This is a genomic window from Acinetobacter sp. Tr-809, assembly GCF_011753255.1.
Classification (GTDB): domain Bacteria; phylum Pseudomonadota; class Gammaproteobacteria; order Pseudomonadales; family Moraxellaceae; genus Acinetobacter.
Genome location: NZ_VWVZ01000002.1, coordinates 418581 through 432544, shown reverse-complemented (window position 1 = coordinate 432544; position 13964 = coordinate 418581). Strand labels below are relative to the sequence as shown.

The window sequence follows — 13964 nt, the reverse complement described above, 5'->3', positions numbered from 1 at the left end:
ATTCAAATTATGAACAAAGTACCCCATTTATGTTGGGTGAGGTTTTTGCATCTAGGGACACAATTGACAGTGCAATTGCATCAATAATTCGGCTCAATGAACTACTCGCACCACTCACAATGTCTTGTATCTGATTGTTCTTACCTGATACTGGCTGAGTAAACGTCATACGGCAAGCCAATTGCTGATTTTGGGTTGAGTTCTGATCTAAGGTAATATTTGGATCATTACGCTTAATGATCCACGCAACAGAAACTTCAACATTTTTGTTCACGATATTGGATGTATTAATGATATCAAAATGTGAAAAATCAGTTGCAACACGATAAGACACCTTGCCACCCACCATACCGCTGTTATAACGATCAACCGCACCAAGCTTTTGCTGTAGGCCAGCAGATAGGTTGTCTCTTAATTCAGCCCCAAGCGTAGACGTCCAACGCTCGTTTTCCATGATTTTAGATTTACCTGCTGCATCCTGTATCACGATAGGCGCGCGATTGATACGATCTGGTAATCCAACAGGCAATACTTCAATGACCCTGACTTTTGAACTTGGCAATGGAGAAACTTTGCTTGCCAAAGTGTAATAATTCGGTGTGGGTGAACCCGAACAAGCTGTGAGTAACACCGCAGCAGATAAGATGCTCACGCTACTGAGCACTCCTGCTACAGCAGATGAATGTTTAGCGATGATTGTTCTTATCATTTGTTTGCCTCTGCTTTTTTACCCCGAATCAATGATTCAGGATGCTGTTCAATATAATCAGCCATTAATTGTAAAGATGCCGCAGCTCGAGTCATTTGCTGCAATGCTTTACGCACATCCTGCTGCATCGGTGCATCACTGGATAAAATGGATTCACTCGATTGCATGGTTTTACGCACATCATTCAGCGTCGCTTGTAAACCAGGTGCGACTTTACCATCCAACTGTTTTACCAATTTGTCTGTCGATTCAATGGTGGTGTTCATATTATTAAGCGTCTTACGAACATCTTGTCCAATTTCTTCGAGTGGGAACTTACTCACTTTATCCGCGATTTGTGAAACTTGTGCCTGTAAACCACTCAACTCTGTTGCCGTGGTTGGTACTTCAACACGTCCATCTGGTCTCGTGATTAAAGACGCGGCTTTGGCTTTTGGAAACTTATCAAAGGCAATATAGTTCTGGCCTGTTAATAAATTACCTGTCCGCATCTGCGCACGCCAACCTCTCTCAATAAAGTATTTAAAAATTTCGCCATCCGGATCAAGTTCTTTGCCATGTGCTAAACGCGATGGATAAATCACTGCATCCACGCGCATTCTTAAATGCGTATAAGACTGATCAAATTCGACGTTGATTGCTTTGACATTACCAATTTCAATGCCCATAAAGTCAATTGGTGCACCCGCAGTTAAACCACGAAGCGAATGATCAAAGTACATAATAATTGGACGTGGCTTACCATCAGGCTCTTTCATTGCCTCTTTGCGAGAGTCTGATAACGTAAAATAACTATTGTCTGGTGCAATAGCGCCACTAGAATTTTCTGGATAACCAAAGGCAATACCACCCGCAATAATACTGGCAAGCGATTGTGTATCCAGATTAAAGCCTGATGCATTTAAGGTCACATCGACCCCACTGGCCTGCCAAAAACGAGCATCTGTGGTTACGAACTTATCGTAAGGAGATTGAATAAAAGTTTGTAGTTCAACCGTTTTTCCATCAGCTGCCAATTTATATGCTGTAATCTGCCCGACATTAATTCTGCGATAGTAAATCGGCACGCCAACATCCAGTGACCCCAAGTCCTGTGCTTTTAAGAAAAACACCTTACCCGGTATATCCGATGACACTACAGGTGGAACTTCAAGCCCAGTAAAATTCTCTTGCTTCTGTTCAGCTTTTCCTCCATCGACTTCGATGTATGCCCCTGAGAGTAAGGTATCAATACCCGAAATACCGCCAGTTCCGACTCGAGGTCTGACCACCCAAAAGCGCGAATCTTTGGCAGCAAAATTACTGGCATCTTTGCGTAATTCGATTTTGGCAATGACATGGGAACGATCATCCGAAAGATCAATTTGTCGAACCAAACCAATATCGACCTGCTTATAGCGTACCGTGGTTTTTCCTGCAACCAAGCCTTCTGCTGTTCGGAAAGACACTTCAATGGTTGGGCCTGTATCCAAAACCGCTTTTGCTGCAAGCGAAAGTGCGATTAACAGCGCAACAAATGGAACCAGCCAAATGAGCGCAGGTCTCCAACGTCCCTTCTTTTTTTCAGGTTCGTCAAAGATTGCATCGTTCTGCGTTAACACCGTGGTGTTTTCTTCAGAATCTTGGCTATTCGGGGTATTTTCTGACATAGTGATCTTTCTTTTATAGGTCAAAAATAAGGCTCATCGTCAATCTTAACTCTTTAATTGATGAATCGCCGTTCCTTTCAAATGATTTGATTGTTGCGCATTCGCGTGACGCGCCTTGAAATAATTGTCCCAAATAATTCTTGGATCAAAACTGAGTGAAGCAAACATGGTCAACACCACTACAGCACCAAAAGCGACTGCGCCAGGCCCTGCCAAAATAGTGGCCAATGACTGAATTTGAATCAATGCAGTCAGCAATGCAACCACAAAAACATCGATCATTGACCACCGCCCAATAAATTCAACAATACGATACATCAGCGCACATTGTTCAGGGGTAAAATGCCATCTCGAAGATGACTGCATGTAGACTGAAATTAATAAAAAAATCAGAATCAATAATTTTAAAATCGGGATAAAAATACTGGCCATAAAAATAACCACAGACACCAGATAATCACTATTTTGCCAAAAATAGATCACACCACTAATAATGGTATCTTGCTGACGCCCCAACAAAGAATCTGTTTCCGTCATAGGTAGCACATTGGCTGGAATATATAAAATTGCTGCAGCGACCACCAAAGCAAAAGTACGATTTAAACTTTGTGGTTTACGTGAGTGCAATGTACTTTTACATCTGGAACATTGAGCATGATTTTGCTGATCTGCGTGACTCGCTACAGCATTCAGTAATCCACAGCAATGACATTGAATGAGCCCAACCTGTTTTGCCCTGACATAATTTTTGATCTGTAAATCAACATCGGAAAGGTGTTCTACAATTGAACCGATCTCGGTGTCATGGTCATGTTTTTGCTTCATCCCAAACTCCGATCAACTTCATCCCAGATATCTTTAATCTTGACCGAAGCAATATAGACCAAAAGCACGCTCAATAATGTAAATGCCCAGAGTGCAACACCAGGAATGACGGTGACCATCCCAACGAGTTTGACCAAGGTTACAAGTACACCTATTAAAAAAACCTCAACCATTCCCCATGTCCGAAACAGAAATAAGGCTCTCAGTGCCAAAGTCAAAAATTGAGGCCTAATCTTCAATACACTAATAAAGAAAAGCACATAGCTCAGCAATAACAGCTCAACCAAAGGCACAATAAAAGTTGTAATCAGAATCAAAACACCGACCAATGCACGATCAATATGAAACATGGTCCAGGCAGCACCAATTAAAGTGGTCTGAGAGGTATTGCCCTGTAGCTCAACAATCACGATGGGAAAACTATTGGCAATCACAAAAACAATCAAAGCAGTAATGACCAAGGCAAGCAAAGACGAAAAAGATCGACTTCGACGATATAACTCCGCGCCACAACAGGTGCAATATGCCCGTTCACCTGATGCAAGCTCAACCCTGCGATATATTGCATCGCATTCTTCACAACCCGCCAGTTCAGTGAGTCTGACTTGCTGACCAATCACTAGGGATGGATTATTTTTATTCGCCATAAAGTCAAACTCATCACACAGATTGTTTATTGTTTAAGAAATCGACTTAACCCATTTATACCTTTTATTTTTGCAATCACAACCAAGGACTGTATTTCTTACACAATATGTAAACAAATCATCATCTAAAAGCATTTTCAATCCTATGAGTTGATGGCTTATTTCGTCTTTATCAAAAAGAGCAAAGCTCAGCTACGGATTAGTCTATCACCGACCACACGACAGCCCTATCATCATGCATAAAAAAGACGAATAGGTTGCAGATCACGCCTACAACCTATTCGTCTATATACTTATTTTAAATAAAAAATTATTTAAACGGCTTTGTTTTTATAAAAAATATTGTAGCTCGCATAGCAGGCAATAATAAACAGGACACAACAGACAAAACCGACTTGCATCGATGGATCGGTCACCATACTGATACAGGTAATCACGCAGAATACCCCACCTAAAATCGGGGTGAGTGGGAATAACGGTGCAGCAAATTTCAGGTCTTTGACTGTTTTACCCGATTTAATCCATTGTCTACGGAAGTTAAACTGAGATACACAAATCGATATCCATACCACTACCATAGTAAAAGCGGCAACACCCAATAAATTTTTGAAAATCGTTTCAGGTGCAAAATGTTCTGATAACAAACCTGGAATCGCGCCAAACATGGTCACAATAATCGCAATAATCGGTGTTCCTGAACGGGTTAATTTTGAAAACACCTTCGGCAACTGATTCTTTGCAGACAATGACCACATCATCCGCGATGCAGCAAATAAACCTGAGTTTGCAGCAGATAAAAGCGCAGTAATAATCACAAAACGAATAATATCTTCTGCGTATGGAATACCAATATAATTAAAAACGGTAACAAATGGGCTATTGCTGACACTGTTGGCATTTATACCTGCCATTTCATAAGGCAGTAATGCACAGATCACCACGATGGTACCCACAAAGAAAATCAATAAACGCCAGATCGCGGCATTGATTGCTTTAGGTACTGTTTTCGCAGGTTCTTCTGCTTCACCTGCCGCGACACCAATCAATTCTGTACCAGAGAATGCAAAGTTCACGATCAACATGGTCGCAAAAATTGGGAAAATACCATTTGGAAACCAGCCATGTTCCGTCAGCTTACTGAACAATGGTGCCGACTCATGCCCATGATAAGAAATCATGCCAAAGATAGCGGCTAAACCCAATCCAATAAAACAGATAATGGTGAGGACTTTAACCAAAGACAGCCAGAATTCTGACTCAGCAAACAGTCGTGTCGAACTGACATTCAAGCTAAATACCAGCCCTGCAAATAATAAGGTCCAGGTCCACATGGAAATAGACGGAAACCATTCCTGCATCAATAAAGCCGCAGCGGTAAATTCAGTCCCTAAGGTTGCAGTCCACGTCAGCCAATACAACCATGTGATCATATAGCCTGTTCCTGGGCCAATATAGGTTCTAGCATATTCACCAAAAGAACCTGAAACTGGCATTTGTACAGCGAGTTCACCTAAACACAACATCACCATGTATGCAATTACACCACCCAATAGGTAAGAGAGAATCGCACCGACTGGACCAGCCTGAGAAATGACATCGCCAGAGCCTAAAAACAGCCCTGTCCCAATTGCACCACCTAAAGAAATCATGACCAGATGACGTTTGGTCATGGCACGTTTCAATGGTTTACCCACTTCAATCTCTGCGCTCGAAGTTTCCGATAAACTGGCAACATCCTGCTGCGGCACATATTGTCCACTCAGGGCTTGGCCTGAGGGAAATGTCTTTTCGTTATTGTTACTCATACACGGTCACTCCAACTGTATTCTTATGACAACCTGTCCTTGCTGTTTCACTTTCATAAAAACGAATATCTAAACGATATTCTTTGACACGCTTTGTTCTATTGAACATCCATATTCAAACTCCATTTCATCTATTCCTTGCCGACAGTTAAACTGTTAAAGCGGCGACTTTTTATTCAATTTCTTTTAAAATCAGTCCAGCCCGAAGCCCTGTTTTTACCATAGGGTTTGGAAATAAAATCCAGACTTGTTGATCATGCGCGACATAATCCCCAGCCTGTTGTGTTGCAATCAACTCACCTTTCTGAAAAGTAGAAAAGTTTGGAGCGTCAGCACTCAATTTGAGTTGAAAATCTTCACTTTGTTTTAATACTGAATCCACCACCTTAAACTGTCGAATGTCGGATTTCTGTCTGATCGGCAAAGCCTGATCTGCAAGGACGGCACGCAGCATCTGATCGGTACTGGCAAATTCAGCTAAATCATTTTCACCAAATGGCTTAGCCTTACCTAACTCCAAAGTACTACTCGCGGCATGAAACTTTTCAGCAGTAAAGTGGGTAAAGGTTTTCCCAACTGCATTGTGATAGACCAAAGCATCCAAATCAGCAGCCTTTAAGCTTTGGATGAGAAAGTCATCATAAGGCTGAGTCTGATAAGGGAATAAGGCAAATACTGGTAATCGTGATGCACGAATGGCGGTATGTAGATCGTAGTGATAACGCTGTGCGTCTACCTCACTATCGGCAAAAAACTGTGCGCTAACTTGTTCTAAATGTGCCGCCCGTTCAGTTTCTTGATCTTGAATTAAATTTTGATACGCGCCACAGAACATGCGGTTCATATCATTTTCAAGATAACGAACACCGTGACGAATGGCTTCTGGGTTACCGAACACAAAAAGTACCCGTACTGCCAAAGTTAAACGTTCTGCAAATAAATCATTGATGATATTTGCCAACAATTCGATGGGTGCAGTTTCATTGCCATGAATACCCGCAGAAAGCAGCATGGTTTTTCTATAGGCTGTTTTTGGAGTACATTGCAATAGCCCTTCACCTAGCCATTGCCATGTAAATCCAGCTGTTTCCCCTTGCATTTGCACAGGAACTCGTTGTTCTAAAGTCAACGTTAATAGATCAACCATGTACTTTCATCCTTAAAAGCCGTTGTTTACTGTTTATCTTTGGAAGTGATAAACCGAACCTAAAGCTAAAATTTTGGTTAACTCATCTAATGCGGTACGGCTCTCGATCAATAAACTTGGATCGGCCAAATCGTCTTGTGTTAACTCATCACGATAATGCTGATCGACCCACTGATTCAGTGTTTTGAACAATGCGTCATTCATAAACAAGTTTGGATTCACCGCATTCAGTTCCGCTTCATTCACCGCAACACGCAATCTCAAACATGCAGGTCCACCGCCATTACGCATACTTTCACGCAAATCAAATACCTTGATGTCATCAATTGGCGTACCCATTTGAATCATGTCATTCAAGTAGCTCCATACCGCCTTGTTGTGACGTGATTCCTCTGGCACCACAATGCTCATGCCGCCATCTGCACGGGTTAAAATCTGGCTATTGAATAAGTAAGTCGATACCGCATCTTCAACTGTGACACGACTGTCTGGCACTTCAATCGACACAAATTCTTGACCAATACCTGCCATTTTTTGACGAATTTCATCCAGCGCAGCAGCCTGATTTAAAAACGCCTGTTGATGATGGAATAACACCTGTTGATTACTCACCGCGATTACATCGTTGTGGAATACGCCTTGATCAATCACATCAGGATTTTGCTGAATGAACACCGTCCGTTTCGCATCTAAACGATGTAAACGGGCAATTGCTTCACTCGCCTCACGGGTTTGACGTGCAGGGAATTTCTGTGGTGCAACCGTTCCACCCAGTTGCTGCTGACCATAAACAAAAACCTGTACACCCGCTTGATCATATGCACCACCAAGGCGGTTATGATTAGCTGCCCCTTCATCACCAAACAAAGCTGCTTCTGGCAGTGCTTCGTGATGCGCGAAATATACATCATTACTGAACATCGCTTGAAGAATGCGTGTGGTCGTATGATGCTCAATTGATCGATGGAACTTATTATTCAGGTTTGCAGCGGTAAAATGCATACGCCCATCAGCACTATCAGCAGATGGTGACACCGTACAAGAGTTGGCAGTCCACATCGAAGAAGCAGAGCTCAACGATGATAATAAGGCTGGTGCAGTACGCATCGCTTGGGTAATCACGTCAATATCACTGCCAGTAAAACCCAAACGGCGTAGCGTTGGTACATGCGGACGCTCTTGGGGAGCAAACACACCTTGCTTCAAGCCTAAGTCAGCAAGGGCTTTCATTTTCTTTAAGCCTTGCTTTGCTGCAAGTTTAGGATTTGACGCATTATTACGATTCTTTGTTGATGCGACATTACCAAACGATAAGCCCGCATAATGATGGGTCGGCCCCACTAAACCATCAAAATTAATTTCATAACCTGACATTTTATTCTCCCTGTGTCCCGATACGAGCCGACTTACAGCACAATGCCCGGTGATAATTTTGAAGGTAAAGTAACGCTGTCACTTTCCAGTGAAGCCATTGGCCATGCACTATAGTCGGCAGCGTAGAACGCACTGGCACGATGGTTGCCAGACGCTCCAACACCACCAAATGGTGCGGCACTTGAAGCACCTGTTAATGGTTTATTCCAGTTCACAATCCCTGCACGTGCTTCAATCAGTACACGATCAAATAAATCACGCTCAGGTGACACCAGACCCACCGCCAAACCAAAGCGCGTGTTATTGGCAATGTTTAAAGCTTCATCAAAACTGTTGTATCGATAAATCGTGGTCAATGGACCAAAGTATTCATCATCAGGAATATCGGTCACTTGAGTGACATCTAAAATGCCTGCGGTGAGTAATGAACTGTCTGCTTGTGGACGGGTCATTTCTAATAATGGTTTTGCGCCTAAAGCGATCAGTTTGCTTTGTGCTACCAACATTTGTTCCGCTGCACGTGCAGAAATCACCCCGCCCATAAAGGGTTGCGGTTCAGCATTCCAAGCACCAACCACTAGGTTTTTAGCGACTTCAACAAAACGTTGAATGAAGGCATCACCATTAGCGCCCTGCTTGACAATAATTCGGCGTGCACAAGTACAACGTTGCCCCGCAGAAACGAAAGCGGATTGAATTGCGAGATTCACTACGGCATCGATATCTGTTGCTTCATCAATGATCAGGGCATTATTGCCACCCATTTCCAAAGCAAGGATTTTTTCAGGAGCACCTGCCATTTGTTTATGCAAGTGATAGCCCGTATTGGCACTACCCGTAAACAGCAAACCGTCAATTTGTTCTGCTGCTGCAAGTGCTTCACCGGTGCTGCGTCCACCTTGTACGATATTCAGCACACCGTTTGGTAGACCTGCTTGCTGCCATAATTTTGCAGTTTCTTCAGCCGTCCAAGGCGTGAGTTCACTTGGTTTAAATACCACGGTATTACCCGCAATCAATGCAGGAACAATATGACCATTTGGCAAATGACCCGGGAAGTTATACGGGCCAAATACGGCGAGAACACCATGTGGACGATGACGTAGTGAAGCCACGCCATCTGGCATTTCAGTTTCGCTAAAACCTGTCCGTTGATGATAAGCACGAATCGAAATCGCCACTTTGCCAATCATCGACTGTACTTCGGTCAAGGTTTCCCAAAGTGGTTTACTGGTTTCTTGGCTAATCACTTCAGCCAATTGGGTTTTATTCTGCTCTAGTAATCCAGCAAAACGTTCAATGATCGCGATGCGGTCTTCTAGTGGTAAACGAGCCCATGCAGGAAATGCCTGACGCGCTGCATTGCAAGCCTGTGCAACATCGGCTGGGCTTGCTTCATGCCCCGCCCAAATTTGCTGATTGCTGACAGGATTGGTTTTTTCAAATGCGCTTCCTTGTCCTTGAACCCAAGCCCCATCAATTAATAATGCACCTTGTGACATTAGTTATTCTCCATTTTTTCTAATGCTAAAACACGGACTTGATCGTGTTCAGCAATATTCAGTGCCTGTGCTTGTGCTGCCGTCATATACAAAGTCTCACTTTCATCAACTTTGTTATTGATCAGCAACACGGCGTAATCTTGGTATTGGTCATTGGCAACCAAAAAAAGTGTCTCAGTACTTTCAACTTGCTCAGTGAGTTTGACTTTGAGCAAGCGGCTCTCTTTCACCGCACGTAACTCGGCAGTATTGGCTTCCAGTGTTGGCCCAGCATCGAAAATATCAACATAACCTTGATATTTAAGCCCTTCTGACATCAACACTTTTGCCGCAGGCAGCGTATGTGGGTGTACTTCTGCAATCACCTCACGTGCCTCTGAACTCAGCAAGTCTACATAAACTGGAAATCTCGGCATTAGCTCTGCAATAAAGGCTTTTTGCCCCACACCACTGAGATAATCTGCGGCAGCAAAATCCATATTGAAGAATAAATAGCCCAAGGAATCCCAAAACGGTGACTGTCCGTTTTGATCCGAGAAACCACGCATTTCAGCAATCAATCTTTCTTCAAAAAAAGAGCGGAATGCGGCAATAAACATAAAACGAACTTTGGATAAAAATTTGCCGTTTTGGTTTTTGCGATATTCAGGATCAAGAAACAAAGTGCAGAGTTCGCTACAACCGGTATGGTCATTACTCAAAAACAAGGTGTCTAAAGTCTTATACACATTTAAGGCTTTAGAGGCATGCACCTGTTTAGCCACACGAAAGTTGTAGAACGGTTCATTTAACCCAACCGCAACTTCAATTGCACTCACACCCACAATTTTGTGAATGCTGGTGTCTTCTAATACAAATAGATAACTTGCCTCGCACTTTTCGGATAAGCCGTCTAAAGTGCGAGTGGTACGTGTAATACGTTCAGCCAAGATTTCTTTATTTTGTGGTAAGGAAGTCAGACCAATGCCAGACTCCCCCGCTCGTTGCGCTAAACGATAAATATCATCTAAGTCCCGATGCGCTGCATGTCGAACAATCATCATGGGCAGATGCTCAAAGCAGACTTAGAGGCGCGCTAAGGCACGAACAAAACGACTTAGACCTTCATCAATATCGTGTTGAGGAATGATCAATGAAGGGGTAAAACGCACCACATCTGCACCTGCGACCAAGGCCAATAGACCTTCTTCACCCGCTAAGGTCACGATATTCTTCGCTTTGCCTGCATGTTCATCTTTCAATACACAACCGATTAACAAACCTTGACCACGGATTTCTTTGAACAATCCGTACTCAGCATTGATTTTGTTTAAGGCATCGATGAAATATTGATGACGTTGTTTAACGCCCTCTAACACTTCTGGTGTATTGATAAATTCAAATACCGCGCCAGCAACTGCACAAGCCAATGGATTTCCACCATAAGTGGTACCGTGATCACCGACCGCATACATATTTGCATAATGATCTGTCGTAATCATTGCACCAATTGGAAAACCACCACCCAATGCTTTTGCCGTAGTGAGAATGTCTGGTGTTACTCCAGTGTTCATATAGGCATACAATGAACCTGTACGACCGACACCCGTTTGTACTTCATCAAAAATCAGCACAGCGCCTTTTTCATCACATAGTGCACGTAAACCTTTTAAGAATTCGATATCTGCTGGCAGAACGCCACCTTCACCCTGAATTGGCTCAACAATCACGGCACAAGTATTTTCAGTGATTGCTGCTTTTGCTGCTTCAAGGTCATTAAATGCAGTGTGTTCAATGCCACCTGGTAATGGTGCAAAATCTTGAGAATATTTTGGCTGACCACCTGCTGTTACTGTGAATAAAGTGCGACCGTGGAAGGCATTTTTAAATGCAACAATCTGGTTCTTGTTTGGATTACCACTGAGTAAACCGACTTTACGTGCCAGTTTTAATGCTGCTTCGTTCGCTTCTGCACCAGAGTTACAGAAAAACACTTTGTCAGCAAAAGTACTATCCACCAATTGTTTCGCAAGGCGTAATACAGGCTCATTGGTATAACCATTCCCAATGTGCCATAGCTTTTGTGCTTGTTCAGTTAAGGCTTTTACTGCAACAGGATGTGCATGACCCAAGGCATTTACCGCGATCCCACCTGCAAAATCAATATATTCTTTATCGTTTTGATCCCAAAGACGTGACCCTTCGCCGCGCACTAAAATGAAATTTGCTGGGGCAAAAACTGGAACCATCCAATCATTAAAATTGCTACGTGTAATTGCGACTTCGCTCATTTTATTTACTCACTTCCTGTTTAATCTTCAGGCTTGTTAAATGCTCAACAAGCCCTTCTCTTTAATTTTATAAATGACTTAACCTGGGAAAATACCACGTTCTTTACGCGCTTTCAGAATACGTTCACATGCCAAAATATAAGCTGCGGTACGTAAGCTGCATTCCTTCTGTGCTGCCGTGTTCCAAACATCAGCAATCGCTTGGATCATCAACTTATCAAGACGTTCATTAATTTCATCCTCGGTCCAGAAGTAACTCGCCATATCTTGAACCCACTCAAAATAACTGACAGTTACACCACCCGCGTTACAGATCACGTCAGGGACCACAGTAATATCGCGACTCACAAATACATCATCTGCTTCTGGGTAGGTTGGGCCGTTCGCGCCTTCAAGTACGATCTTGGCTTTCAGCTTTTGTGCACGTTCAACCGTAATCTGACCTTCCAATGCCGCTGGAATGAGAATGTCCATATCAACCGTCCAGAATTCTTCATCTGAAATCACGCTTGAATCAACAAAGCCCATCACACCGCCAGTTTCAACCACATGCTTTTGCAATGCTTTAACATCTAAGCCTTCTGCATTGAAAATGGTTCCGGTATGGTCTTGCACAGCAACGATTTTTGCGCCTGCATGGCTAAACAAGTAAGCGGCTTCATTCCCTACGTTACCAAAGCCTTGCACAGCAACTTTACTGCCCTCAATCGGTAATTTAATGCGTTCCGCAACCTGCATACCTGTTACAAATACACCGCGACCTGTTGCGCGAACACGGCCAAGTGAACCACCTAAATGTACAGGTTTCCCTGTGACCACACCTGTTACGGTATGACCTTTGATACTTGAATAGGTATCCATCATCCAGCCCATAATATTGGCATTGGTGCCGACATCTGGCGCAGGAATATCAATTTGAGGACCAATGATTGGACTGATTTCACTGGTGAAACGACGGGTTAAGCGCTCTAGCTCACGTGTAGAAAGTTCTTTTGGATTGACACGAATACCACCTTTGGCACCACCGAACGGTAGGTTCAATACTGCGGTTTTGATGGTCATCCATGCAGATAAAGCCATGACTTCATTCAGTTCAACATCTTGGTGATAGCGGATACCGCCTTTACCCGGGCCACGTGATAAATTGTGCTGTACACGGTAACCTTCAAAATGGCGAATTGAACCATCGTCCATCACGATTGGAACATCAACGATAAGCGTACGCTTTGGAGTTTTCAGTGTGTTGACAAAGTTACTGAGGTCAGCATCCAAATAAGGTGCCACTCGGTCTACTTGAGTAAGAAAAGTTTGCCAAGCACTGCCATTTTGAGCCGCATATGATAAAGACATCATCTATTCCTTAATTAATCAATTGTCCCTGTTATTCACAGATTCCCTTTATTTAAGGGCGTCCTACCCCCATCCTCCCTGATGTGCATAGAGCTTCTTTCGTACCGAAGTGAAAATGCTTGGGGTGTTGTATTGTTATTATTATTAAGAATCAAATTGATTCACAAAATTCGTTATAATGATTAAAATGAATTATTTTTTATCAATTTGCTAATAGAAAGAATCAAAATGAACAATATCGATCATATTATATTAGGCTTACTCAAAGACAATGCACGGATGTCGATTACAGACTTGGCAGCAAAAACGCGGGTTTCTCGCGCCACAGTACAGAAAAGAATTGAATATATGGAATCAACGGGGATCATTACAGGTTATACCGTGCGTTTCCGTCCCAATGCTGAAAAAAATATCATTCGGGCATGGATGAATATCATGGTGGAAGGTACACGAGCACAGGCCGTAATTCGGGAGCTGCGCTTAGAATCGGCAGTAGAGCGACTGCATACCACCAATGGTAAATGGGATATTCTGGTTGAGTTGCAATCTGACAGTTTAGAAAACTTTGATAAAGCCTTAGAACGAATCCGAAATATTTCAGGGATTTATAATAGTGAAACCAGTATTTTACTCTCCACCTATAAGACCTAAAAAAAAGGGACTCTATTCAGAGTCCCTTTTTAAAT

12 protein-coding genes are annotated in these 13964 nt (G+C 42.9%); 1 reads left to right on the top strand and 11 read right to left on the bottom strand.

All coding sequences use genetic code 11. The annotated features are described in order from the left end of the window. Window positions 1–7: 7 nt before the first annotated feature. The 11 genes from F3J02_RS06060 to F3J02_RS06010 all read right to left on the bottom strand — a co-directional run bounded on the left by F3J02_RS06060 (window position 8) and on the right by F3J02_RS06010 (window position 13281). On the bottom strand, window positions 8–709 hold the full coding sequence (locus F3J02_RS06060; protein ID WP_167248153.1) for a PqiC family protein: 702 nt from the start codon (window positions 707–709) through the stop codon (window positions 8–10). Beyond that, window positions 706–2358 carry an intermembrane transport protein PqiB gene (locus tag F3J02_RS06055; RefSeq protein ID WP_171526035.1) on the bottom strand — a complete coding sequence of 551 codons (1653 nt, stop codon included), beginning with the start codon at window positions 2356–2358 and terminating at the stop codon, window positions 706–708. The genes F3J02_RS06060 and F3J02_RS06055 overlap by 4 nt, the downstream gene beginning before the upstream one ends. 45 nt (window positions 2359–2403) lie before the next feature. Beyond that, a complete protein-coding gene (locus F3J02_RS06050) occupies window positions 2404–3183 on the bottom strand; it encodes a paraquat-inducible protein A (protein WP_167248152.1) in 780 nt (259 codons plus the stop codon). Further along, window positions 3180–3830 (bottom strand): paraquat-inducible protein A, encoded by a 651-nt coding sequence (locus F3J02_RS06045; RefSeq protein ID WP_167248151.1) that lies wholly within the window; start codon window positions 3828–3830, stop codon window positions 3180–3182. The genes F3J02_RS06050 and F3J02_RS06045 overlap by 4 nt, the downstream gene beginning before the upstream one ends. Before the next feature lie 314 nt (window positions 3831–4144). Then, the gene (locus F3J02_RS06040) at window positions 4145–5635 is read right to left on the bottom strand and encodes an amino acid permease (protein ID WP_228284331.1); all 1491 of its coding nucleotides are present in this window, start codon (window positions 5633–5635) and stop codon (window positions 4145–4147) included. A 172-nt stretch (window positions 5636–5807) separates the two neighbouring features. Continuing rightward, entirely contained in the window at window positions 5808–6782 is a 975-nt protein-coding gene (gene astE, locus F3J02_RS06035; RefSeq protein ID WP_167248150.1) for a succinylglutamate desuccinylase, read from the bottom strand. A gap of 33 nt (window positions 6783–6815) precedes the next feature. Further along, entirely contained in the window at window positions 6816–8156 is a 1341-nt protein-coding gene (gene astB, locus F3J02_RS06030; RefSeq protein ID WP_167248149.1) for an N-succinylarginine dihydrolase, read from the bottom strand. A gap of 32 nt (window positions 8157–8188) precedes the next feature. Then, a complete protein-coding gene (gene astD / locus F3J02_RS06025; RefSeq protein WP_167248148.1) occupies window positions 8189–9658 on the bottom strand; it encodes a succinylglutamate-semialdehyde dehydrogenase in 1470 nt (489 codons plus the stop codon). After that, on the bottom strand, window positions 9658–10701 hold the full coding sequence (gene astA, locus F3J02_RS06020) for an arginine N-succinyltransferase (protein ID WP_167248147.1): 1044 nt from the start codon (window positions 10699–10701) through the stop codon (window positions 9658–9660). Before astA ends, astD begins: the two co-directional genes overlap by 1 nt. Before the next feature lie 21 nt (window positions 10702–10722). Further along, window positions 10723–11928, bottom strand: coding sequence for an aspartate aminotransferase family protein (locus tag F3J02_RS06015; RefSeq protein ID WP_167248146.1), 1206 nt, complete (start codon window positions 11926–11928; stop codon window positions 10723–10725). A gap of 78 nt (window positions 11929–12006) precedes the next feature. Further along, on the bottom strand, window positions 12007–13281 hold the full coding sequence (locus F3J02_RS06010; protein ID WP_167248145.1) for a Glu/Leu/Phe/Val family dehydrogenase: 1275 nt from the start codon (window positions 13279–13281) through the stop codon (window positions 12007–12009). Window positions 13282–13506: 225 nt separating this feature from the next. Here F3J02_RS06010 and F3J02_RS06005 point away from each other — a divergent pair, with 225 nt between their 5' ends. Then, window positions 13507–13929, top strand: a complete 423-nt coding sequence (locus F3J02_RS06005; RefSeq protein ID WP_004654809.1) for an Lrp/AsnC family transcriptional regulator — start codon at window positions 13507–13509, stop codon at window positions 13927–13929. The last annotated feature ends 35 nt before the right edge of the window (window positions 13930–13964 follow it).